General features: G+C 60.6%; 20 protein-coding genes and 1 tRNA gene. 18 read left to right on the top strand and 3 right to left on the bottom strand.

Annotated features, from left to right (window positions below; all coding sequences use genetic code 11):
* Positions 1 to 17 precede the first annotated feature (17 nt).
* The 5 genes from gor to AB4072_RS01600 all read left to right on the top strand — a co-directional run bounded on the left by gor (position 18) and on the right by AB4072_RS01600 (position 7,304).
* Positions 18 to 1,403: a glutathione-disulfide reductase gene (gene gor, locus AB4072_RS01620; protein ID WP_441965158.1), complete on the top strand. Its 1,386-nt coding sequence runs from the start codon at positions 18 to 20 to the stop codon at positions 1,401 to 1,403.
* Positions 1,404 to 1,632: 229 nt separating this feature from the next.
* Positions 1,633 to 3,018 carry a class II 3-deoxy-7-phosphoheptulonate synthase gene (locus AB4072_RS01615; RefSeq protein ID WP_441965157.1) on the top strand — a complete coding sequence of 462 codons (1,386 nt, stop codon included), beginning with the start codon at positions 1,633 to 1,635 and terminating at the stop codon, positions 3,016 to 3,018.
* 384 nt (positions 3,019 to 3,402) lie between these two features.
* Positions 3,403 to 5,157, top strand: a complete 1,755-nt coding sequence (locus AB4072_RS01610; RefSeq protein ID WP_441965156.1) for an NAD+ synthase — start codon at positions 3,403 to 3,405, stop codon at positions 5,155 to 5,157.
* A gap of 152 nt (positions 5,158 to 5,309) precedes the next feature.
* Positions 5,310 to 6,650 carry a glutamate--tRNA ligase gene (gltX, locus tag AB4072_RS01605; RefSeq protein WP_441965155.1) on the top strand — a complete coding sequence of 447 codons (1,341 nt, stop codon included), beginning with the start codon at positions 5,310 to 5,312 and terminating at the stop codon, positions 6,648 to 6,650.
* Positions 6,651 to 6,683: 33 nt separating this feature from the next.
* Complete coding sequence (locus tag AB4072_RS01600) at positions 6,684 to 7,304, top strand: glutathione S-transferase family protein (RefSeq protein ID WP_441965154.1); 621 nt, start codon at positions 6,684 to 6,686, stop codon at positions 7,302 to 7,304.
* 40 nt (positions 7,305 to 7,344) lie between these two features.
* Here AB4072_RS01600 and AB4072_RS01595 read toward each other — a convergent pair whose 3' ends face one another.
* A complete protein-coding gene (locus tag AB4072_RS01595) occupies positions 7,345 to 8,484 on the bottom strand; it encodes a DUF2865 domain-containing protein (RefSeq protein WP_441965153.1) in 1,140 nt (379 codons plus the stop codon).
* Between the two features lie 157 nt (positions 8,485 to 8,641).
* On the opposite strand from AB4072_RS01595, the gene AB4072_RS01590 reads away from it, so the two are divergent.
* Entirely contained in the window at positions 8,642 to 9,025 is a 384-nt protein-coding gene (locus tag AB4072_RS01590) for a VOC family protein (protein ID WP_441965152.1), read from the top strand.
* Positions 9,026 to 9,082: 57 nt separating this feature from the next.
* Positions 9,083 to 9,592 carry a CreA family protein gene (locus AB4072_RS01585; protein WP_441965151.1) on the top strand — a complete coding sequence of 170 codons (510 nt, stop codon included), beginning with the start codon at positions 9,083 to 9,085 and terminating at the stop codon, positions 9,590 to 9,592.
* On the opposite strand, the gene AB4072_RS01580 is transcribed toward AB4072_RS01585, so the two are convergent.
* Positions 9,589 to 9,879 carry a hypothetical protein gene (locus AB4072_RS01580; RefSeq protein ID WP_441965150.1) on the bottom strand — a complete coding sequence of 97 codons (291 nt, stop codon included), beginning with the start codon at positions 9,877 to 9,879 and terminating at the stop codon, positions 9,589 to 9,591. The genes AB4072_RS01585 and AB4072_RS01580 overlap by 4 nt on opposite strands.
* A gap of 270 nt (positions 9,880 to 10,149) precedes the next feature.
* Between AB4072_RS01580 and cysS the strand changes: the two genes are divergently transcribed.
* Genes cysS through cimA form a run of 3 tightly spaced genes read left to right on the top strand, consistent with a single transcriptional unit; the run spans position 10,150 to position 13,720 of the window.
* Positions 10,150 to 11,619, top strand: coding sequence for a cysteine--tRNA ligase (gene cysS / locus AB4072_RS01575; RefSeq protein ID WP_441965149.1), 1,470 nt, complete (start codon positions 10,150 to 10,152; stop codon positions 11,617 to 11,619).
* Entirely contained in the window at positions 11,619 to 12,128 is a 510-nt protein-coding gene (locus tag AB4072_RS01570; protein ID WP_441965148.1) for a GNAT family N-acetyltransferase, read from the top strand. The genes cysS and AB4072_RS01570 overlap by 1 nt, the downstream gene beginning before the upstream one ends.
* Positions 12,125 to 13,720: a citramalate synthase gene (gene cimA / locus AB4072_RS01565; protein ID WP_441965147.1), complete on the top strand. Its 1,596-nt coding sequence runs from the start codon at positions 12,125 to 12,127 to the stop codon at positions 13,718 to 13,720. Before AB4072_RS01570 ends, cimA begins: the two co-directional genes overlap by 4 nt.
* A gap of 151 nt (positions 13,721 to 13,871) precedes the next feature.
* Here the strand turns inward: cimA and AB4072_RS01560 are convergent, their stop codons facing one another.
* Positions 13,872 to 14,471: a TIGR00730 family Rossman fold protein gene (locus AB4072_RS01560; protein WP_441965146.1), complete on the bottom strand. Its 600-nt coding sequence runs from the start codon at positions 14,469 to 14,471 to the stop codon at positions 13,872 to 13,874.
* A gap of 130 nt (positions 14,472 to 14,601) precedes the next feature.
* On the opposite strand from AB4072_RS01560, the gene AB4072_RS01555 reads away from it, so the two are divergent.
* From AB4072_RS01555 to AB4072_RS01520, 8 genes are all read left to right on the top strand, one after another.
* Entirely contained in the window at positions 14,602 to 15,882 is a 1,281-nt protein-coding gene (locus AB4072_RS01555; protein WP_441965145.1) for a LysM peptidoglycan-binding domain-containing protein, read from the top strand.
* 75 nt (positions 15,883 to 15,957) lie between these two features.
* Positions 15,958 to 17,877: an ABCB family ABC transporter ATP-binding protein/permease gene (locus AB4072_RS01550; protein ID WP_441965144.1), complete on the top strand. Its 1,920-nt coding sequence runs from the start codon at positions 15,958 to 15,960 to the stop codon at positions 17,875 to 17,877.
* Positions 17,878 to 17,929: 52 nt separating this feature from the next.
* Positions 17,930 to 18,631, top strand: coding sequence for a phosphatidylserine decarboxylase (locus AB4072_RS01545; RefSeq protein ID WP_441965143.1), 702 nt, complete (start codon positions 17,930 to 17,932; stop codon positions 18,629 to 18,631).
* Positions 18,632 to 18,673: 42 nt separating this feature from the next.
* Positions 18,674 to 19,525 carry a CDP-diacylglycerol--serine O-phosphatidyltransferase gene (gene pssA / locus AB4072_RS01540; protein ID WP_441965142.1) on the top strand — a complete coding sequence of 284 codons (852 nt, stop codon included), beginning with the start codon at positions 18,674 to 18,676 and terminating at the stop codon, positions 19,523 to 19,525.
* A gap of 67 nt (positions 19,526 to 19,592) precedes the next feature.
* The gene (locus tag AB4072_RS01535; RefSeq protein WP_441965141.1) at positions 19,593 to 20,243 is read left to right on the top strand and encodes a Maf-like protein; all 651 of its coding nucleotides are present in this window, start codon (positions 19,593 to 19,595) and stop codon (positions 20,241 to 20,243) included.
* A gap of 23 nt (positions 20,244 to 20,266) precedes the next feature.
* Positions 20,267 to 20,467 (top strand): DNA gyrase inhibitor YacG, encoded by a 201-nt coding sequence (locus tag AB4072_RS01530; RefSeq protein ID WP_441965140.1) that lies wholly within the window; start codon positions 20,267 to 20,269, stop codon positions 20,465 to 20,467.
* A gap of 205 nt (positions 20,468 to 20,672) precedes the next feature.
* Positions 20,673 to 20,748: transfer RNA gene (locus AB4072_RS01525), tRNA-Phe, on the top strand.
* A gap of 527 nt (positions 20,749 to 21,275) precedes the next feature.
* On the top strand, positions 21,276 to 22,082 hold the full coding sequence (locus AB4072_RS01520; protein ID WP_441965139.1) for a glycosyltransferase family 32 protein: 807 nt from the start codon (positions 21,276 to 21,278) through the stop codon (positions 22,080 to 22,082).
* Positions 22,083 to 22,208: the final 126 nt, after the last annotated feature.

Raw genomic sequence — 22,208 nt, 5'->3', positions numbered from 1 at the left:
GCTTAGGAGACAAGTCCATGAGTTCCTATGACGTCGACCTTTTCGTGATCGGCGGGGGCTCCGGCGGTGTCCGGGCCGCGCGCATCGCCGCAGGCTACGGCGCGAAGGTCATGGTGGCGGAGGAATACCGGGTCGGCGGTACCTGTGTGATCCGGGGCTGCGTCCCGAAAAAGCTGATGGTCTACGCCAGCCGCTTCTCGGACGAGTTTCACGAAGCAGCCGGGTTCGGATGGACGGTGCCGGAGGCAAAGTTCGACTGGGCGACCCTGATCGCCAACAAGGACAAGGAAATCGACCGGCTGGAGGGTATCTACCGCGCCAACTTGGAAAAGGCCGGTGTCGAAATCATCGATAGCCGCGCGGTGATCGAGGATCCGCACACGGTTCGCCTCATCAACACCGGCACCCTTGTGCGTGCCCGCTACATCCTCGTCGCCGTCGGCGCGCATCCGACCATGGAACCCGTGGTTCCCGGCGGAGAGCTTGGGATCACCTCCAACGAAGTTTTCCACCTGAAGTCCCTGCCCAAGCGGATCCTCGTCATTGGCGGCGGTTATATCGCGGTGGAATTCGCAGGCGTATTTGCCGGGCTCGGCAGCGAGACGACCCTGCTGCACCGGGGCGACAAGCTCCTGCGCGGGTTCGACGAGGACGTGCGCGATGCCCTAGGCGACGCCTATGCTCGACGGGGGATCAATCTCGCGCTCTCCAAGACTGTCTCACGTCTCGACAAACAGGCTGACGGAATTGCCGCGACTCTCTCTGACGGCTCCGTCCTGAATGTCGATCAGGTTCTGGTGGCGACGGGCCGACGCCCAAACACGAACGGCTTAGGCCTGGGGAAGGTCGGTGTCACCCTCGATGCGGCCGGGGCCATCGTCGTCGATGCCTATTCGCAGAGCCTGATCCCTTCGATCTACGCGGTCGGTGACGTGACCAATCGGGCCAATCTCACCCCCATCGCCATCCGGGAGGGCCACGCTTTCGCCGATACGGTCTTTGGCGATAAGCCGACCATGGTCGATCACTCACTGATCCCGACGGCAGTGTTCTCGACCCCCGAAATCGGTGTCATCGGATGTACCGAGACCCTGGCCGAGGTCCGTTATGGGGAAGTCGAGGTCTTCAAGACCTCGTTCCGCTCTATGAAGGCGACGCTGTCCGGCTCTCAGGACCGCGTACTGATGAAGATCATCGTGGAGAAGGCCACCGACAAGGTGGTCGGCGTCCACGTCGTAGGGGAGGGGGCCGGCGAAATGATTCAGCTCGCGGGGATCGCCGTCACCATGGGAGCGACCAAGGCCGATTTCGACCGCACCGTCGCCGTCCACCCGACAGCAGCCGAGGAACTGGTGACCATGCGCACGCCTTACATGGTCAAGAAAGCGGTCGCGGCGGAGTAGGGGCGAGGCCTTTCCGGACGGCAGAAAGGTCGCGATCGAGACCGGATGGCATTTTCGATCGTTGCGCGTTGGTGTGCTACGCGGAATAAAATTTCACGAGGAAGGGTGTAAGGCTAAGGATAGATCGCCCCACTCCTTGCCCTCGCCTTTTTTATTTCCTCGTGTATAGGTGCGCGTTCGCCCGCGTTGTGCGGTGCGATGGGAACTTTGGAGACACGGGGTAAGTGTCATGACTGAGCGGTGGACGCCTGATAGCTGGAGAAGCAAAAAGATCCAGCAGGTACCGGCCTATCCGGACCTTGAGGCACTCGAGAACGTCGAGCAGCAGCTCGCGGGCTTTCCGCCGCTTGTTTTTGCAGGCGAGGCGCGCAAGCTGAAACGCCAATTGGCCAAGGTCGCCAAGGGCGAGGCTTTCCTGCTCCAGGGCGGGGATTGCGCCGAGAGCTTCGCCGAGCATTCCGCCGACAATATCCGCGATTTCTTCCGCCTGTTCCTGCAGATGGCGGTCGTCCTCACCTTCGGCGGTTCCTCGCCGGTGGTGAAGATCGGCCGGTCTGCGGGGCAATTCGCGAAACCCCGCTCGTCCGACACCGAGATTGTCGACGGTGTCGAACTGCCGAGCTATCGGGGCGACATCATCAACGATATCGCCTTTACGCCGGAATCCCGCATTCCCGATCCGCGTCGCCAGCTCATGGCCTTCCGGCAATCGGCGGCGACGCTAAACCTGATCCGCGCCTTCGCGACGGGTGGCTATGCGAACCTCGAGAACGCCCATCGCTGGATGCTGGGCTTCGTAAAGGATTCGCCGCAATCCTCCCGTTACAGCGAGATTGCGGAGCGCATCACCGAGAGCCTCGACTTCATGCGGGCCATCGGCATCGATCCCGAGACGCATCCCGAGATGCGCACGACGGATTTCTATACCAGTCACGAGGCTCTGCTGCTCGGCTACGAGCAGGCGATGACCCGCGTGGATTCCACGACCGGCGATTGGTATGCCACCTCCGGGCACATGCTCTGGATCGGCGACCGCACGCGCCAGAGCGACCACGCGCATGTGGAATACATGCGCGGCATCAAGAACCCGATCGGCCTGAAATGCGGCCCGTCGCTGAAACCCGACGATCTGATCCGGCTCATCGATCTCTTGAATCCGGAGGACGAGCCTGGCCGGCTGACGCTCATCGCCCGCTTCGGTTCGGACAAGGTCGCCGAGAATCTTCCGGCTCTCGTTCGCGCTGTGAAACGGGAAGGACGCACGGTCGTGTGGTCCTGCGATCCCATGCATGGCAACACGATCAAGGCGGCTTCCGGCTACAAGACGCGGCCCTTCGAGCGCGTCATGGGCGAGGTCCGCGACTTCTTCGCCGTTCATCAGGCGGAAGGCACGCATGCGGGCGGCATCCATCTGGAAATGACCGGCAAGAACGTCACCGAGTGCACGGGCGGCGCGCGCGCCCTGACGGACGACGATCTGAGCGATCGCTACCACACCTATTGCGATCCGCGCCTCAATGCGGAACAGGCGCTGGAAATCGCGTTCCTCACCGCCGAACTCATCAAGCGCGAGCATCAATCGCGTGAGCGTCCGGCAGTCGAGGCAGCCGAGTGAACGCGACAGTCATCTGAATGGGAAAAGGGCGCCGCTGGCGCCCTTTTTCGTTATCAGGCGAGTTTTATGCGATCATAGGCTCAACTTAAGTAGCCCATGAAGAAGAGAATAAGAATAATCGGCAGGGGAATGCCGATCAGCCAGAGAAGTCCGCCGCGCAACATTTTGATCTCCTGTCTAGTTTGTGGGGTGACAACGAGCTAGGCTGTGATCTGTTCCTCGAAAACGTATCGTTACGATCTCCGTCTGATCTTCTGCTTATCTTGATTTATGGGCGGCTGTGCTTCTCATGCCGCCATGGAAGTCCTGTCGTGCCTTCGACTGGCTTCTCAAGCTCGTTCAAGACCCTTATGACGTGTTGTTGTGAAATGGAGCGCGCGCTACATGCGCTTTGCTATGACCAAGAATTCGCTCAAGAACACTTTCAAGATCGCCCTCGCGCAACTCAACCCAATCGTTGGTGATGTGGAGGGGAATGAGGCGAAGGCGCGCGCCGCCCGGACCGAGGCTGCCCGGCTCGGTGCCGATATCGTCATGTTCTCCGAGCTTTTCCTTGCCGGCTATCCGGCTGAGGACCTTGTTCTCAAGCCGTCCTTTCAGGACGCCTGCCGCCTCGCACTGACGCGCCTTGCCAGGGAGACCGCCGATGGCGGCCCGGCGATGCTGGTGGGCCTGCCGTGGAAGGAGAACGACTGTCTCTACAACGCGTATGCGTTGCTGGACGAAGGACAGATAGCATCGATCCGCTTCAAAGCGGATTTGCCGAATTATGGGGTCTTCGACGAGAAGCGCATTTTCGATGCGGGCGAGCTCGCCGGGCCGGTAAATTTTCGTGGCATTCGGCTCGGCCTCCCGATCTGCGAAGATATCTGGGGTGAGGAGGTTGTGGAATGCCTCACGGAGACCGGTGCTGAGATTCTCCTGGTCCCGAACGGTTCGCCCTATTGGCGCGACAAGAGCGAGGAGCGCTTCAACATCGCGGCCGCACGCGTGACCGAAAGCGAGTTGCCGCTCATCTATCTCAACGCCGTCGGCGGCCAGGATGAGTTGGTCTTCGACGGGGCGTCCTTCGTTCTCGATGCCGATTCATCGCTCGTGTGCCAGTTGCCCGCCTTTCAGGAGTTGGTTGCCCTGACGATTTGGGAACGCAAGGGCGAGGGCTGGACCTGCGTCGAGGCTCCGAAGGAGACCATCGAGGAGGGGCAGGAGGCCGATTACGCGGCCTGTGTGCTCGGACTTCGCGACTACGTGGAGAAGAACCGCTTCCCCGGTGTGGTTCTGGGTCTTTCAGGCGGTATCGATTCCGCTCTTTGCGCCGCCATGGCGGTGGATGCGCTGGGGCCTGAGCGCGTCCACGCAATCATGATGCCCTATCGCTATACATCCTCGGACTCGCTCACGGACGCCGCTGCCTGTGCCAAGGCGCTGGGCATCCGCTACGACGTGCTGCCCATTGCGGACGCGGTCGAGGGCTTCGAGACGATCCTTCAGCCGCTCTTCGCCGGGCGTCCGCGCGACATCACGGAAGAGAATCTCCAGAGCCGTACGCGCGGGACGATCCTCATGTCGGCCTCGAACAAGTTCGGATCGATGGTGGTGACCACGGGCAACAAGTCCGAAATGTCGGTCGGCTACGCCACGCTCTACGGCGACATGAACGGTGGGTTCAACCCGATCAAGGACATCTACAAGATGGAGGTCTTCGGCCTGTCCACTCTGCGTAATCGCTGGAAGCCGAAGGGGGCGCTCGGGCCGGATGGGGTCCTGATCCCGGAGCGTATCATCACCAAGCCGCCGAGCGCAGAACTCCGCGAGAACCAGAAGGACGAAGATTCGCTGCCGCCCTATCCCGTTCTCGACGATATTCTGGAATGCCTCGTCGAGCATGAGATGCGGGTCGCGGAAATTGTCGCCAAGGGCCACGACCTCGATACCGTGAAGAAGATCGAGCGCCTTCTCTACCTCGCCGAATACAAGCGTCGACAATCGGCACCGGGGGTCAAAGTCACCCGCAGAAGCTTCGGCCGTGACCGCCGTTATCCGATCGTCAATCGGTTCCGGGACGATGGTCGCGCCGCACTCGAAATCGACGAGAGCGTGCCCGGTTTGAAGTCACGACAAGCCGTTATCGACGTGTAGAGAATGATCAGAACAAGTGGAAACCGGTTGTTCGCCCGGATCATGCGGCATCAAAAGAACTAGAGTTTGATCATGTTTCAATCTGAAGCGATCAAACTCTAGCCGCCGCTTCGTCCATTGCATCTCGCAAGACCCTTTGTCATAGGGATTTCATGTCCAAGCCAATCGTTCGCTTCGCCCCGTCTCCGACCGGGCTCATCCATATCGGCAATGCCCGTCAGGCATTGATGAACGCGCTTTTCGCCCGTCGCGAAGGCGGCGTGTTCGTTCTGCGCTTCGACGATACCGATCTCGTGCGCTCCAAACGCGAATATGCCGATGCGACCGAGGTCGATCTGGCCTGGCTCGGCACGCCGCCGGACATCGTGGTGCGCCAGTCAGAACGCGTGGAGCTCTACGACGAAGCCGCGGACAAGTTACGGAATGGCGGGCGTCTCTATCCTTGCTACGAGACCGCAGAGGAACTGGAATTTCGCCGCAAGCGCCAGCTCGCACGCGGGCTTCCGCCGATCTATGATCGCGCGGCTCTCAAACTCACGGAAGAGGAGCGGGAAAAGCTCGAAGCCGAGGGACGCAAACCCCATTGGCGCTTCCGTCTCGACCACCGCGTTATCCATTGGACCGACATGGTCCGTGGCGAAAGCCATGTGGATTGCAGTTCGTTGTCCGATCCGATTTTGGTGCGTGAGGATGGCACCTATCTCTACACATTGCCATCCATCGTCGATGACGTGGATCTCAAGATTTCTCACGTGATCCGGGGCGAGGACCACGTCACCAACACGGCGGTGCAGATCCAGATTTTCGAAGCGCTCGGCACGCATCTGCCGCTCTTCGGGCACATCAACCTGCTCACGACTGCGAGCGGGGAGGGGCTCTCCAAGCGCCTCGGCCATCTCTCGCTGACGAGCCTGCGTGAAGCGGGCATGGAGCCGCTTGCCGTAGCGGCTCTTGCAGTCCTCGTCGGCACGGCGGAATCGGTGCGGCCCGTCGCCGACCTCAATGAACTCGCGAGCCTCATCGATTTCACTCACATTTCGCGCGCGCCCGCCAAGTTCGATGAGCACGAGCTCGATCAGTTGAATGCGCGGCTCGTTCACGAGATGCCTTACGAGAAGGCTCGCGACCGGCTCAAGAAGCTCGGCATCGATGGCGATGAAGCATTCTGGCTCGCGGTTCGTACCAATCTGACGAGACTGCCCGAGGCCAAGCAGTGGTGGACGGTGGTTCAGGGCCCCCTGTCGCCTGTCATCGTGGACAAGGGTTTCACCGAGGTTGCTCTTAAGTTGCTCCCATCCGCGCCATGGGATGTCTCCACGTGGAAGGCCTGGACGGAGGCCGTGAAGGCCGAGACGGGTTTGAAGGGCAAGGCCTTGTTCATGCCCTTGCGTCTTGCACTCACCGGTCTCGAACACGGTCCCGAGCTTGCGGCGTTATTGCCGCTCATTGGGCCGGAGAAGGCGAAGGCGAGGTTGTCGGGTCAGTCGGCCTGATAGTCGTCGCCCATTCAAACTGGAGAGATTTCGATGCTGACGATCTGGGGCCGGGGAAATTCGACCAATGTGAAGAAGGTGCTCTGGTGCGCCGAGGAACTGGGCGTTCCGTTCGAGCACATCAATGCCGGCGGATCGTTCGGTGTCGTGAACGACCCTGAATATCGCGCCATGAACCCGAATGGGTTGGTGCCGTGCATCAAGGACGGCGACTTCGTTCTCTGGGAATCGAACGCGATTGTCCGCTATTTCGCCGCCAAATATGGCGACGGCACGCTCTATCCACGCGATGTTCCTGAGCGGGCGAGCGCCGATAAATGGATGGATTGGGCGACCTCGTCCGTCGCGCTTCCGTTTCGCGATGTCTTCTGGAACATCGTCCGTTTTTCGCCCGAGCAGAAAGACATGGCTGCTCTCGATAAGGCATTGAAGATCTGCGGCGGTCTTTTCAAGATCGTAGACGCGGCTCTTGCTCAAAAGCCGTTCCTCTCCGGCGATCAACTCGGAATAGGCGACTTTCCAATCGGTTGCTATGCCTATGCGTGGTTCGAGATGCCGATCGAGCGCCCGGCCTTGCCGCACATGGCGGCGTGGTATGAGCGGCTCAAAGAGCGGCCTGCCTACCGCAAGGCTGTCATGATTCCGCTGACCTGAGAGAAGGTCGCCGCGCAGGGGGGCGCGGCGATCCTGATCCTTAAGGGGTCTTCGTTTCCGGCACCGGGATGATGTTCGGTGCCACGACACGAACGGTGCGTTTCGCGCCACCTTCCGTCACGACTTCGCGCTTCGGTCCTTCCGACTGGCCGATCACCCGGGTGCCTTCGATGGATTGTGGGCCGATACCGGACGATTCGCTGCTTGCGGTCGGTGCTGCGGCGGCGGCTTCCGCCGCTTGAGCTTCGGCAGCATCATTCGCCTTCTTGTCGGCCGCCTTGCCCTTTGCAGGGGCTGCTGCCTTCGGACGGGACAATTCCTCCGCCTTTTCGGCCGAAACGATCATGTCTCCGCGCTTCTGATCGAGCATGCCTTCGGCGCGGCGCAGCACCACAGCCCAGCTATCGCCTTCCTTCTTGCAGGCGCAGCTTTCGTCGAAAGTCTTGCGGAATTTGAAAGCGTTCGCGAGGGACGTGTAAGGCTGCCCCTTCAAGGACACAGCATAGCCGAGCGATTCTTCGCCGCCCGAGGTAGCGAAGGCGGCGGTTTCCGTGCCGGGGCAGAGCGCCTGGCACATATCGTCCGCGCCCTCCCGTCCCGTGGGCGCATTGCTCAGGGGGAAGAAGGAGCCATCGCAGGTCTTCACGCAGACGAGACGGCGACCGCCGAGCGGACGGTCCTGGGGAGGAGCCTCCTCCAGCATCTCGGGAGCAACCTGCTGCTGCGGCTGGCGGGGAGCGCCGAAGAGAGATTCGAAGAAGCCGCGTGGCTGGTCAAGGGCGCAGGTCTGCTGGACGGCGGCCTGAAGCTGGCGACGACGCATTTCGGTACCGCCTCCGCTGTCCCGGGCCTGCGCTACGAGGCGCGAATAGGACGCTTCCATCTGCCGGATCTGCTGGTCGATGGGACCGCATTCGGCGGGAGCCGGGCCCGATAGGAAGCCGAGCGGTCCGCGCTCGCAGCCGATGGAGCGGTGATAGGCCATGAGGCGCGAGATTTCAGTGCGCTGGGCCTGAGCCTGTGCTGCCAGATTCGGGTCGATCCCGCTGCCGCTACGGTCGAGCGTGGCCAATTCGGCGCGGTAGCGCTGACATTCAGGAGATTGTGCTAAGGCCACTCCTCCCGCCAGGAAAAAGGCGGCGAGGGCCAGAAAAGCGCGTTTGAAAGACGTCTTTGCCATTAACATTCCGCTCAGAACAAAAGGCCTGCGCCGTCAGTTGCCGAATTCGATGGTCATTCTAAGGCCAAAACCGACCTTTGCGTGACGATTGCCTTGCGCTTCAGCCGGAAAGCAAGCGAGGTAGGCTGGCCATCGGTGAAGCTCTAGGGTGCGAAGCATGTACAGCCATACGACCGTGGGATCAAATAATCTGGCGCGCGCAAAGTCGTTTTACGACGGCGTTTTTGCGCCTCTCGACCTTGGCCTTTGGTTTTCCACCGAAGACATGCTCGCCTACAAGCCGACGGCCGGCCGGCCGCTCTTTCTCGTGGTGCGCCCTTTCAATGGAGGAGAGGCGGTCTCTGGAAACGGTGCCATGGTGGCGTTTCTGGCGCCGAATCGGGCGGTGGTGACGGCGTGTCACGCCGCAGCCATCGCCGGGGGCGGGACGGATGAGGGGTCGCCGGGGCTAAGGCCGCAATATCACGAGAATTATTACGGAGCGTATTTCCGCGACCCTGACGGCAACAAGATCTGCGTCTGCTGCCATCATCCTGAATGACCCTCGTCAAACGGACAAGATCTCCCCACATCTGGTGGGATGACAGGAGCCCGATCGATGTTCGCCCGAATAGTCCTTGCTCTCGCACTGCTGATGGGAGCGGCAAGCGCCGCCTCCGCGCAGGAGCCTGATCTGATTTTCAGGAAATCGACTGTCTGGCGCGCGCTGACCCCTAACGACAAGCTCGCGGTCTATGGCCTCGACGATCCGGTCGTGGAGGGCGTGGCCTGCCATTACACGACCCCTGAAAAGGGTGGCGTTTCCGGCACGCTGGGCTTGGCCGAGCAGGTTTCGGACATTTCGCTGTCGTGCCGTCAGGTCGGCCCCATTCGCTTCAAGGAGCGTTTCACGCAGGGTGATGTGGTTTTCAGTGAGCGCCGCTCCCTGATCTTCAAACGCATGCACATCGTGCGCGGCTGCGACGCCAGGCGGAATACCCTGGTTTACATGGTCTATTCGGACCGGCCCATCGAGGGTTCGCCCAAAAACTCCACATCCAGCGTGCCTCTCGCCCCGTGGGGGAGCAGTGGCGATGCTCCGAAATGCGCCGATTGGTTGAAGAGCTAGTTTGTGCAGACGATCGCTATAGGAGCGGGTTTAGGGGCGCTCGCCACTTTTTGAACCGAACCGGTGGTCTCTTCCGGCTGGATTTCGCGGAACGAGACCGCTTTCGCGTAGCCCTGAGCCTCGCACCAGCTGTCGGCCACCATCTTGCCGCAGGCGAGGCCGCCGGTCATGCACTCGGCAATGCCGTAACCGTCGTTCGCCGGCACGATGAATGTCGCTTCGGAGGCTGACAGGGCGGTTGAAGAAAGGCCTACGCAAAGGCTGAGCACGGCGAACGCACGACGCATGGAGATGTACCCGGAACTGGAACGTGACCGGATTGTGGCGAAGAGCGGTGAAAAAACCGCTAACGCCCTTTGGAGGAGCGAGGCGGCACGCGTCCAAAGTCCCGCTTGACGGGCGAGGGCCGAAAAGGCATTGATCATCCCATGAACACGGCAGCGATCCTCATCTCCGGGATTATTTGCAGCTAGCGCACAACGCTGGCTAGGGCCGTCTCGTTCTCAATTCAGGATCGAAACTCCCCTCTGGCCAGCGGCCTGAAGGGACTTGGTTTCATGACGCCTACCTTGCGGTTCCACAACACGTTGACCCGGTCGAAGGACGATTTCGTCCCGATCGATCCCAGGAACGTGCGCCTCTACGTCTGCGGCCCGACCGTCTACGATTATGCGCATATCGGCAATGCGCGCCCGATCATCGTTTTCGATGTGTTGTTTCGATTGTTGCGTCACGTCTATGGCGAGGGCGCAGTCACGTATGTCCGCAACATCACGGACGTGGATGACAAGATCAACGCGCGTGCCGTCCGGGACTACCCGGATCTTCCGCACAACGATGCAATCCGCGTTGTGACGCGAAAGACCGAAGAGCAGTTTCATGCGGATATTCGCGCACTCGGCGTGCTGATGCCGGACGACGTGAACGAGCCCGGCCAGCCGCCGCGCTTCGTCGAACCGCGCGCCACCGAGCATATCGAAGAAATGCGCATGATCATCGACCGGTTGATCGCGCGCGGCGTGGCTTATGTGGCGGAAGAGCACGTGCTGTTCAGTGTCGGCGCCATGCGGAACCTGCCGAACGTGCCGAAATACGGCGCGTTCTCGAAGCGCTCGCTCGACGATCTGCTCTCCGGCGCGCGTGTCGATGTCGCTCCCTACAAACACGATCCGATGGATTTCGTTCTGTGGAAGCCCTCCGGCCCGCAGGATCCTGCGTGGCCGTCTCCCGGTGGCATCAAGACGCCCGGTCGCCCGGGGTGGCACATCGAATGCTCGGCCATGGCGTGGAAGCATCTGGTGCAGGCTTTTGAGACCCGTCTCACCTGCAAGGACCCGTCTGAGCGCGAGACCTTCGACATTCACGGCGGCGGCATCGATCTCGTGTTTCCACACCACGAGAACGAAATCGCGCAATCCTGCTGCGCTTTCGATATGCAGCGCATGGCCAATGTTTGGATGCATAACGGCTTCCTGCAGGTGGAAAGCGAGAAGATGTCGAAATCGCTCGGCAATTTCTTCACCATCCACGATCTGCTCAAGGACTGGCCGGGTGAGGTGCTGCGCTTCAACATGCTCCGCACCCATTACCGCCAGCCTATCGACTGGACGGTGAAGGGGTTGGAGGAAAGCGAAAAGATCCTCGACCGCTGGTATGCCCTTGCAGGCGCGAGCGCATCGGCGGCCTTCAGTGATGCGGTGATCGAAGCGCTCGGCGACGATCTCAACACGCCGAAAATGCTGGCGGAGCTTCATGCTCTGGATAGCAGTGGTGCATCCACGGAGCTTGTCGCGAACCTGCGCGCTCTCGGCTTTCTGTCGGACAGTGCGGAGGCATGGCACGCACGCAAACAACGCGGCGCGAAGATCGATGCTATGCGCATCGAAGCCTTGCTCGTTGCACGCAAGGAAGCGCGCGCCTCGAAGAACTGGGCCGAGTCCGACCGGATCCGCGACGAACTCGCCGCTTCCGGCGTTGTCGTGAAGGACAGCAAGGATGGCACGACCACATGGGAGGTCGCGCGATAATGGGACAGGCTTTACCCAAACCCGCGCTTCGCCCGTTCCTGCCGTCCGATGTGGCGACACTCGCGGAGATCTTTCAGGCGAGCATCGAGGAACTGGCGGCGGACGACTACAGCGAAGGTCAGCGCGAAGCCTGGGCTGCGCAGGCCGAAGAAGAGAGTTTCGCGCAGCGCCTCGCCGAAGGTCTGACCCTGATCGCGACCATGGACGGATCGCCGGTCGGGTTCATTTCGCTCAAAGGGGCGGATCATATCGAGCTGCTTTACGTGCATCCGGCAGTCGCCGGGCAGGGAGTCGGCTCCATGCTTTACGAGGCGCTCGAGAAGCTCGCCGGCGCGCGCGGTGCCGAACGGTTGACGGCTGATGTCAGCGACAATGCCGAGCCGTTCTTCCGGCAACGCGGCTTTCAGGCGCAACGTCGCAACACCGTGCCGCTCGATGACGAGTGGCTTGCCAACACAACCATGGAAAAGCGCTTCGCATCCAAGGAAGACGGAAAGGTTTCATCATGAGCCGCGAGCGCATCTACCTTTTCGACACGACTCTAAGGGACGGGGCCCAGACCACGGGCGTCGATTTCTCCCTCGAAGACAAGCGCGCGATCGCGACGCTCCTGGACAAGCTCGGCATCGACTATGTCGAAGGCGGTTATCCCGGGGCGAATCCGCTCGATACGACTTTCTTTTCCGAAAAGCGCACGACGAAAGCGAAGTTCACGGCTTTCGGCATGACGAAGCGCGCGGGGCGTTCGGTCTCGAACGATCCTGGCGTCGCTGCTCTACTCGAAGCGGAGGCGGATGCGATCACCTTTGTCGCGAAGGCGTGGGATTATCATGTCCATGTGGCGTTGGAAACGACTCTGGAAGAAAACCTCGCCGGCATCCAAGACAGCGTCACGGCGGCGCGCGAGAAGGGTCGCGAGGTCATCGTCGATTGCGAGCACTTCTTCGACGGCTACAAGGCCAATCCTCAATACGCACTCGCTTGCGCAAAGACCGCGTATGACGCGGGTGCGCGCTGGGTCGTGTTGTGTGACACGAACGGCGGCACGCTGCCGCATGAAGTTAGTGCCATCGTCAGCAAGGTGACCAAGACGGTGCCGGGTGAAAATCTCGGCGTTCACACGCATGACGATTGCGGTTGCGCGGTCGCCAATTCGCTGGCGGCCGTCGAGTCGGGTGCGCGACATATCCAAGGCACGTTGAACGGACTCGGCGAGCGCTGCGGCAACGCCAATCTCGTGACACTCATTGGCGCGTTGAAATTGAAGAATGGCTATGCCGAACGTTTCGATCTCGGTGTGTCGGAAGAGGCGCTGGGACAGCTCACTCATGTGTCGCGGCAGGTGGATGAAATCCTCAACCGTCAGCCCAACCGCCACTCGCCTTTCGTCGGCGCGAGCGCCTTTGCCACAAAGGCGGGTATCCATGCGTCCGCCGTCCTGAAAGATCCACGCACTTATGAGCATGTGGAGCCGGAAACGGTCGGTAACGAGCGCAGGGTTCTGGTGTCCGATCAGGGCGGACGCTCGAATATCCTGTCCGAGTTGAAACGTCTCGGTTTCGATCTCGCCAAGGACGATCCGCGTGTCGGGAAAGTGCTCGACGAGGTGAAACGCAAAGAAGCGGAGGGCTTCGCTTTCGAGGGTGCGGATGCGTCGTTCTACGTACTCGTCAAACGTATGCTCGGCGAAGTGCCTGCCTTCTTCGATGTGGAGCGCTTCTCTGTGAATGTGGAGCGCCGTTACAACGCACTCGGCGAGCTTGTCACGGATTCCGAAGCCATCGTGAAAGTGCGCGTTGGAGATGAGGTGATGATCTCGGCGGCGGAAGGCAACGGCCCCGTCAATGCGCTCGACGTCGCCTTGCGCAAGGATCTCGGCAAGTATCAGGATCTCATCCAGGATCTCGAACTGATCGACTATAAGGTCCGCATCTATCAAGGCGGATCGGATGCGGTGACGCGCGTGCTCATAGAGTTCGCGGATGGTGCGAAGGACCGCTGGACCACTATTGGCGTCTCAGCCAACATCATAGACGCTTCGTTCCAAGCGTTGACGGACTCGATGACGTACAAGCTCTTGAAGAGCGGGGCGGCTTTGTAAATGCTTCCCGTCATTCCGGGGCCGCGCAACGGAGCACGGAACCCAGAGCCGCACCGGTTCAGGAAGGCGAGACCAGGGTCACGTCTCATCAGGAAACGCTGGCGGGTCTGGGTTCCGGGCTCGCCTGCGGCGCCCCGGAATGACGGTGCGCTCAGAACCGCTCTTCGATCAGCTCTTCGTTGGCAACCACGCCAAGGCGGCGGGCTGAGGCTTCGAGCATGGGGATGACGTCTTTGGTCTGCTCTGCCACCAGGTAGTTCAACTCCAGTCCCGGACGGATGAAGCCCTGCTCGCGCATGTGGGCGATGAGGCCGAGGAGCGGCTTCCAGAAGCTGTTGATGCTGAGCATAAGGATCGGCTTCGTATGCTGGCCGAGTTGGGACCAGGTCATCTGCTCGACGAGTTCTTCCAGCGTTCCGATGCCGCCCGGCATCGCCACAAAAGCGTCTGCTTTCTCGAACATCAGCCGCTTGCGCGTATGCATGTCGGGAACCACGATGGTCTCCTGCACATTCTCCAAAAGCTTTTCACGCGATTTCAGGAACTCCGGGATGATGCCGGTGACGTAGCCGCCATGCTCGAGCACTGAATGGGCGACCGTGCCCATGAGGCCCACATTGCCTCCGCCATAGACGAGACTGATATTCTGCTTGGCCATTGCGCGGCCTAGTTCGGCGGCGCTTTCAGCAAAAACCGGGTCGTCTCCGAAGCCGGAGCCACAATAGACACAAATGGAACGGATAGCAGGCATCGACAAATCCGGGGAGCGCGGAAATTTCTGCTCCGATTCGTAAAACATCTTTATCTTCCCTTATGGCCGTAGCCTTTTGAAAGATAAACGGTTTAAATGGACGAAAGTGCCACGGTTGAGAAAAGGCTTCATGGCGAACCAGGGACAGGGTAGGGGGACCTTTTTCGCTCTCGGCGCGGCGGCGATTTTGGTCGTTGCGGTGTTGATAGGCATGTTGGCCTGGGATCCCACGGGCAGGCCTCCTGTCGTAGAGGACGTGAAGTCGCAGGCGCCGGTGGCGCCGCAGCCGGCTGCACCTCAGCAGGCCACCAAGACCCCGGAAAGGACTCCAGCCGAGCCGCAGAAGGCGGCAGAGAAGCCTTCCGAACCTGTGATCTTGCCTTCCTTCGACGTCGTTCGGGTCGAGCCGGACGGTGATACCGTCATCGCCGGCCGCGCCGCGCCGGGAGCGACCATCGAACTCCTGCGTAACGAGCAGGTCCATGCACGTGCCGTGGCCGATGCGTCTGGGCTGTTTGCGCTCGTTCCGCCGCCGCTGCCCCACGGCTCCCATCAGATCATCCTGCAATCCATCGCCCCGGACGGCGCGCGTCAGCGCTCTCACGAAAGCGTGACCGTGGTCGTCAATGGCGGGTCGCGCCCCCTGGTGGCCCTGACCGCGCCGGATAAGCCCACGGTTCTGCTCTCGAACCCGGAGCCGCCGGAAAACAAGCAGAACAAGGAAGCGGCTGTCCCAGCGCCACCGCAGGCACAGGAAACTCCGGAAAAGCCGCCTGTTCAAGCTGCCGGGCCACGCCCGGAGATCAAGATAGCGACCGTCGAAACCGAGGATAGCGGCCGTCTTTTCGTCTCTGGAGAGGCCGCTCCGGGAGCGACAGTTCGTCTCTATCTCAACGATACGTTCATCGCTCCGGGCGGTGCGGGTGGGGACGGCAAAGTTTCATTCGCAATCGGTCGAGGCATGAAACCTGGCGATTACCGTGTTCGTCTCGATGATGTCGATCCGGTTTCAGGAGCCGTTAAATCTCGCGCTGAAGTGCCGTTTACAGTCCCGCCCGCGCAAATGGCGGCCACCGAACCCGCACCCGCCTCGCCGGCGACGCCCGGTGGTTCGCAGACGCCGAGCCAGACCGCTCAGCAGACCCCGGGCCTGGCAGCAAACAGCGCGTCCACAGGTGCGGCTACGGACACCAAGGCGCTTCCTCCGGGCACGGTCGTCATTCCGGACGTGACAACGGCCATCGTCTCGCGCGGCGACAATCTGTGGCGCATCAGCCGTCGCACCTATGGCGAAGGCAACCGGTTCACGGTGATCTACAATGCGAACCAGGACCAAATTCGCAACCCGGACCTGATCTATCCAGGTCAGATTTTCGTGCTGCCTTCAAATCAGGCCGATAAGACGCCCTGAGGGCAACCTTAAAAAGGTGAATTCATCCGCGCGATCCCTTATATCCGGTCCAACTCATTGACCGGATTCTAAAGTATGCCCCCCTTCACAGCCTCTACTTCGGCGCGCCATCCTGCCCCGAAGCCCCCTGGCTTGGTCGCGACCATCACAAAGCTTTGGCCCTACCTTTGGCCGCACGGCCGGGCCGATTTGCAGAGGCGGGTCTTCCTGGCCTTCGGGTTGTTGCTCGTCGCCAAGGGCGTGACCATGGTGACACCCTTCGCCTTCAAATGGGCGACGGACGCGCTTGTGGCTGTGACCGGACATGGCGGGCAGGAGGCGGTCGCGGTGACCGAAGGGGCGTGGCTCTGGCGCGCTCCCATCCTTTTGACGGTGATCTACGGATTGACCCGCGTCCTGATGGCGGTGCTGACGCAGGTGCGCGACGGTCTGTTCGCGAAGGTCGCCATGCATGCGGTGCGTAAACTCGCCCTGCAAACCTTCGAGCACATGCATCGCCTGTCCCTGCGCTTCCATCTGGAGCGCAAGACCGGCGGTCTGACCCGGGTTCTGGAGCGCGGGCGCGAGGGAATCGAGGAATTGTCGCGCCTCGTGGTGCTGACGCTCATTCCGACCGTCGTCGAGTTCCTGCTCGTCCTCGGCATTCTCGCCTGGGAGTTCGATTGGATCTATTCGGCCGTCGTTCTGACCATGGTCGTCGTTTATCTCGGCTACACCTACCAAGCCACCGAGTGGCGGATTTCCATCCGCAGGCGGATGAATGAATCTGACACGGACGCCAATACCAAGGCGGTGGATTCTCTTTTGAACTATGAGACGGTGAAATACTTCGGCGCCGAGAGGCGCGAAGCGGAGCGTTACGACCGCTCCATGGAGCGGTACGAGAAAGCCTCGACCCAGACCTATACCTCGCTCGCCGTGCTCAACGCCGGTCAGGCGGTCATCTTCTCCATCGGCATGGCGATTGTGATGGTGCTCGCGGTTCGCGATATCGTGGCGGGCCATGCGAGTATCGGCAGCTTCGTTCTCGTCAACGCCATGCTGGTTCAGCTCTACATTCCGCTGAACTTCATGGGCATGCTCTATCGCGAGATCAAACAGGCGCTCATCGATATCGACGACATGTTCAAAATCATCGAGCGTAACCCGGAGATCCAGGATAAGCCCGGTGCGAAGGCGCTCGAAATCGGTCAGGCGAATGTGCGTTTCGAAGACGTGCACTTCTCCTATGTCCCCGAACGCGAGATCCTCAAAGGCATCTCGTTCGATGTCCCCGCCGGGCATACCGTCGCCATCGTCGGGCCGTCCGGCGCCGGCAAGTCCACCATCTCGCGGCTGCTGTTCCGCTTCTACGAGCCGGATAACGGCCGCATCCTCATCGACGGCCAGAACATCGCCGACGTGCAGCAGGTGAGCCTTCGCAAGGTGATCGGCATGGTTCCGCAGGATACCGTGCTGTTCAACGACACCATCGGCTATAACGTCCAATACGGGCGCTGGGATGCGAGCGATGAAGAGGTAAGAGAGGCTGCGCGCCTCGCGCAGATCGACCGTTTCATCAGTCACCTGCCGGAAGGGTATGACACCCCCGTCGGCGAGCGCGGCCTGAAACTGTCGGGCGGCGAGAAACAGCGTGTCGCGATTGCCCGCACCATCCTGAAGGGCCCGCCAGTCCTCGTCCTCGACGAGGCTACCTCGGCTCTGGATTCCTTCACGGAGAAGGAAATTCAGGATGCCCTGGATCGCGTCAGCCGTGGGCGCACGACGCTTGTTATCGCCCATCGCCTGTCCACCGTGATCGGCGCGGATGAGATCATCGTGCTCGATCAAGGCCGGATCGTGGAGCGCGGAACCCATTCGCAGCTTCTCGATTCCCGCGGGGTCTATGCGGCCATGTGGAACCGCCAGCGCGAGGCCGACGAGGCGCGAGAGACCCTCAAGCGCGCTGAGGAAGCGGAGGTCGTCCGGGCAGAGCCCGAAAGCGTGATGGGTTGACGGGAAGCTCGGCCCCTGCCATCCCGCCTCTCACGTCAATAAGGATATAAGCATGTCCGGTATTTTGGATTCGATCCGCCGTATCGTCGTCCCGATCCATAAAGAGGGTTATCCTTTCATCCTCATCGGGTTGATTGCGACCTTCTTCGTTGGCTGGCTCTGGTCGCCGCTGGCCTGGATCGGCGCCATCATCACCACCTGGATCTGCTATTTCTTCCGTGATCCGGCCCGCGTGACGCCTATCCGCCAGGGTCTCGTCGTGTCCCCGGCCGACGGCCGTGTGAGCTTGATCATGACGGCAGTGCCCCCTGCGGAGCTCGAGTTGCCGCAGGAGCCGATGACCCGCGTATCGGTTTTCATGAACGTGTTCGATTGCCACGTGAACCGCTCGCCGGTCGAAGGTCGCATTACGCAGATCCTCTACACGCCCGGTCTCTTCCTCAATGCCGAGCTCGACAAGGCCAGCGACGACAACGAGCGTAACGCCCTCGTCATCGAAACCAACGGCACCAAGATCGGCGTCGTGCAGATCGCGGGCCTCGTTGCCCGCCGTATCGTGTCGTTCGTCAAGGTGGGAGACAAGCTGAGCCCCGGAGAGCGCTTCGGCCTCATCCGCTTTGGTTCGCGTCTCGATATCTATCTGCCGCTGAACGCCCAGGTTCTCGTAGGTCTGGGGCAGACCGCTGTCGCAGGCGAGACCGTGCTGGCCGATTTGAACGCCACCGAACCCGCCCGCCAATATCATGTCGGCTAGGACTCCTTGCCGCTTTGCTGCGGCGCTCCTACTCTTTGTGTCATGAGCGATCTCTTTCCCCCCTTCGCGCCCGATGAGCATGAGCCGCGCAAGCGGCTGTTCAAGCCGGTGCCGTTTCGCGTCATCGCGCCAAACATCATCACCCTGATCGCGCTCTGCCTCGGCCTGACGGCGATCCGGCTGGCTTACGAGGGGCGGTTTGAGCCCGCGGTGATCGCCATCGTGATCGCGGCCTTTCTCGACGGCATCGACGGCCGCGTGGCGCGGTTGTTGAAAGGCACGACCCGCTTCGGGGCGGAACTCGATTCGCTGGCCGATTTCGTTAATTTCGGGGTGACTCCGGCGCTGATCCTCTACAGCTTCGTTCTTCACGAGTTGAAGGCGATCGGCTGGATCACCGTTCTTGTCTTCGCCATTGCCATGGCTCTGCGCCTCGCCCGCTTCAACGTGATGCTGGACGATCCGAACCGCCCGGAATGGAAGAAGAACTTTTTTACGGGCCTTCCGGCTCCGGCGGGCGCGCTGACCTCGCTCCTCCCGCTCTATTTGTCCTTCCTCGGCGTCCCTGTCGTAGGGGTGGCAGCGGCGCCCGTCGTTCTTCTATATCTGCTCGGCATCGCCTTCCTCATGGTCTCCACCATCCCGGTCTACTCGGGTAAAACCATGGGCAAGTACGTTCCACGGCAGTTGGTTCTTCCGATCTTCGTGCTGTCCGTCGCTGCCTTCGGCCTGTTGGTCAGCTTTCCGTTCGAAATGCTGGCTGTCTCCGCGGTTGCGATCCTCCTGACGATCCCGGTGAGCGTGACGCGCTATCGTAAGCTCGACAGATTGCATATGGCCGGGAAGATCGAACCCGAGCAGCAGTCGGCGACGGCTCCGGATGACAAGGCTTAACCTCCACCGCGGTGGAGGTGGAACACAACATGGGCTTGTTCTATCAAGCTCTAGCGTGGAGATGGATGTGACGGCCCTTTCCGAGACATCGTCCTCAAGTTGGCGGCCTAAGCTCGTTCTAGCCTCCGCTTCGCCGCGTCGGCTTGCATTATTGCAGCAGGCCGGGATCGAGCCCGATGTCCTGCTGCCGGCAGATGCGGACGAAACCCCTCTCAAACGCGAATCCGCAAAGGATCTGGCTCGACGCCTTGCCCGCGCGAAGGCCGAGGTCGCGCGCAAAACGGCGAGGAGCCGCGACGAACTCAAGGATGCCTATATCCTGTCCGCCGATACGGTCGTGTTCGCGGGCGGGCGCATCTTGCCGAAGGCCGAGGTCGTCGATGAGGCCGCCTCGTGTCTGCGCCTGCTCTCCGGCCGCGCACACCGCGTCTACACATCGATCTGCCTTGTGACGCCCAAGGACACGATCCGCGAGCGCCTTGTAGAAACACGTGTCCGCTTCAAGCGGCTGTCCCGCGAGGAGCTGGAGCGGTATCTCGCTTCGGGCGAATGGCGCGGTAAGGCCGGCGGCTACGCGATCCAGGGGTTCGCGGGCACCTTCGTGATCAAGATCGTCGGCTCCTACACCAACGTCGTCGGATTGCCGCTCTACGAGACCGTGTCGTTGCTCGATGGCGAGGGTTTTCCAGTGCGCTTTACCTGGCTCAACGCGGCCTGAGCGGCGAGGGGAGGAATTCGTCCATGGACCCGGCCAATGAGAACACGCCTAAAGCCTCTCTCGGCAAATGCCCGATTTGCGGCAAACCCACTCAGGCGGAATTCAAGCCGTTCTGTTCAAAGCGCTGTGCCGATGTGGATCTCCAGCGCTGGTTCTCCGGCCGCTACGCCATCCCCACTGTGGAAGCCGACGAGGATCGCGATGAGGATGATCGGGAGAGGTGAGGGAACCGCTATTGGTTTGATGGCTTCACGTTTCCTCGAAGCATTGCCGTTTCAAGCCTGAGACCCCCTGAAAAGCCTTGATCGAGCGCGTTTTTCTTCACCCCAAAACCGTGCCCTACTTTTCCGCAAAAGGCTCTAGACAGACGCAGCAGGGCTGACTATACACCGCCCACCGACGTGAATGACCTCACGGTCTTCGTTGGACGCCCAGGTAGCTCAGTTGGTAGAGCATGCGACTGAAAATCGCAGTGTCGGTGGTTCGATTCCGCCCCTGGGCACCATCCCCCTCTAAGTCATTGATATCGCTATCATTTTCAGAAGCGGGACTCGCGGGGCGAGCCCTCGTAGGGCTTCATTTCGAAGATCGCGCGACCGACAAAAATCGGTGGGACTCAAGGCATAAAACCTAATGATTACAGCAAATCGTTTTGGATCCCACTTTGCGCTAAGTCGTTGATATATAAGACTTAGTGCCTTTCGCCTCTGAGCGCCGCGCATTTTTCCTTTAAAAACAAGAACTTAGCGCGGCGTATAACGTGCCGTCCGAGATGTCGTGTTACCGGCGTTTTTCCGAGCTCGTTCTTCTGTCGTTTTGCCCCCTCCGTTTCATGACCCTGCTCGTCTGAACCAGCTTCCCGCGTTTGTAACGCATCGTTGCCTGACCCGGCTAACCGAATTGCCATCGCAGGCCGTGGGATGAGCGTTGCGGGGAGCGCGCCGCTCTCTCGACTCCCCATTTGAATCAACGGGGCCTGGGGCCTGCTTTTGATCTACCCGTCCGGGTTTCGCAGAGCGATTCCCACGCGTTATGAATCGAATTCCACGGCACCTCCATTTCTGCTTCGGCTTGGATCCCACTTATGGGGGACGGCCGTGGAGTTTCATCCATTACCTTTGTGTTTCCAGCGCACTCGCCCACATCAAGCCGGATCACGCCAGCATTTACGTCGAGTACGAACCGAGTGGCGTCTGGTGGGAACTGACTCTTCAAAAGATCCGCTGCGAAAAAATCGAAGCACCTCGGGAGATCTTCGGTAATCCTCTCCTTCATTACGCGCATCGCGCGGATGTGGTGCGATTGGAAAAGCTACTCCAGCATGGTGGCATCTATTTGGATGTCGACGTGTTCGTTCATCGCGATTTCGACGACCTGCTCAACCACTCTGCTGTGCTTGGCGAGGAGGAGGTGAATGGATATCGCGGGTTATGCAACGGCGTCATTCTCGCCGAACGAGGCGCGGAGTTTCTGCGTCGCTGGTACGAAGAATATCGGTGGTTCCGAAGCAAAGGCCAGGATGAATACTGGGCGGAGCACTCGGTCCTTGTACCTTATCAGTTGATGCAATCGATACCCGCCCAGATAAAGGTGATGCCGCCTGACGCCTTCCATTGGCCGACATGGTCGAACGAAGATCTTGAATTGATCTTCGGTGCGCCAACCGTCCGCAACGTTCGCGGGCAATACGCCAACCACCTATGGGAAGCGCTCTCCTTCGATCGGTACCTCAAGCATATTACACCGGACACCGTCCGCCGCGGCGGGAGTTCATTTGATCGCTGGGCTATTCCCTATGTGGACGAGCTAGACAACTACATTGTCAACAGCGTGCGGTAAGCGCCCGGGAGGTTCGATGCCAACTTGTGAGCAAGATGTCCTTAATCATCGCCAGTGAACCGCTTTTTTGCCTCGCTCATTCGGCGATGAGAGGATCGTAATGGCATACACAACGATTTGGGAACC

This window comes from Microvirga sp. 2MCAF38 (genome assembly GCF_052115485.1).
GTDB lineage: Bacteria > Pseudomonadota > Alphaproteobacteria > Rhizobiales > Beijerinckiaceae > Microvirga.
This window is presented reverse-complemented; position numbering and strand designations above follow the sequence as displayed.

Coding starts and splice junctions, on each gene's coding strand:
- gor (WP_441965158.1), top strand. CDS start 18: ATGAGTTCCTATGACGTCGACCTTTTCGTGATCGGCGGGGGCTCCGGC.
- AB4072_RS01615 (WP_441965157.1), top strand. CDS start 1,633: ATGACTGAGCGGTGGACGCCTGATAGCTGGAGAAGCAAAAAGATCCAG.
- AB4072_RS01610 (WP_441965156.1), top strand. CDS start 3,403: ATGCGCTTTGCTATGACCAAGAATTCGCTCAAGAACACTTTCAAGATC.
- gltX (WP_441965155.1), top strand. CDS start 5,310: ATGTCCAAGCCAATCGTTCGCTTCGCCCCGTCTCCGACCGGGCTCATC.
- AB4072_RS01600 (WP_441965154.1), top strand. CDS start 6,684: ATGCTGACGATCTGGGGCCGGGGAAATTCGACCAATGTGAAGAAGGTG.
- AB4072_RS01595 (WP_441965153.1), bottom strand. CDS start 8,484: ATGGCAAAGACGTCTTTCAAACGCGCTTTTCTGGCCCTCGCCGCCTTT.
- AB4072_RS01590 (WP_441965152.1), top strand. CDS start 8,642: ATGTACAGCCATACGACCGTGGGATCAAATAATCTGGCGCGCGCAAAG.
- AB4072_RS01585 (WP_441965151.1), top strand. CDS start 9,083: ATGTTCGCCCGAATAGTCCTTGCTCTCGCACTGCTGATGGGAGCGGCA.
- AB4072_RS01580 (WP_441965150.1), bottom strand. CDS start 9,879: ATGCGTCGTGCGTTCGCCGTGCTCAGCCTTTGCGTAGGCCTTTCTTCA.
- cysS (WP_441965149.1), top strand. CDS start 10,150: ATGACGCCTACCTTGCGGTTCCACAACACGTTGACCCGGTCGAAGGAC.
- AB4072_RS01570 (WP_441965148.1), top strand. CDS start 11,619: ATGGGACAGGCTTTACCCAAACCCGCGCTTCGCCCGTTCCTGCCGTCC.
- cimA (WP_441965147.1), top strand. CDS start 12,125: ATGAGCCGCGAGCGCATCTACCTTTTCGACACGACTCTAAGGGACGGG.
- AB4072_RS01560 (WP_441965146.1), bottom strand. CDS start 14,471: ATGCCTGCTATCCGTTCCATTTGTGTCTATTGTGGCTCCGGCTTCGGA.
- AB4072_RS01555 (WP_441965145.1), top strand. CDS start 14,602: ATGGCGAACCAGGGACAGGGTAGGGGGACCTTTTTCGCTCTCGGCGCG.
- AB4072_RS01550 (WP_441965144.1), top strand. CDS start 15,958: ATGCCCCCCTTCACAGCCTCTACTTCGGCGCGCCATCCTGCCCCGAAG.
- AB4072_RS01545 (WP_441965143.1), top strand. CDS start 17,930: ATGTCCGGTATTTTGGATTCGATCCGCCGTATCGTCGTCCCGATCCAT.
- pssA (WP_441965142.1), top strand. CDS start 18,674: ATGAGCGATCTCTTTCCCCCCTTCGCGCCCGATGAGCATGAGCCGCGC.
- AB4072_RS01530 (WP_441965140.1), top strand. CDS start 20,267: ATGGACCCGGCCAATGAGAACACGCCTAAAGCCTCTCTCGGCAAATGC.
- AB4072_RS01520 (WP_441965139.1), top strand. CDS start 21,276: ATGAATCGAATTCCACGGCACCTCCATTTCTGCTTCGGCTTGGATCCC.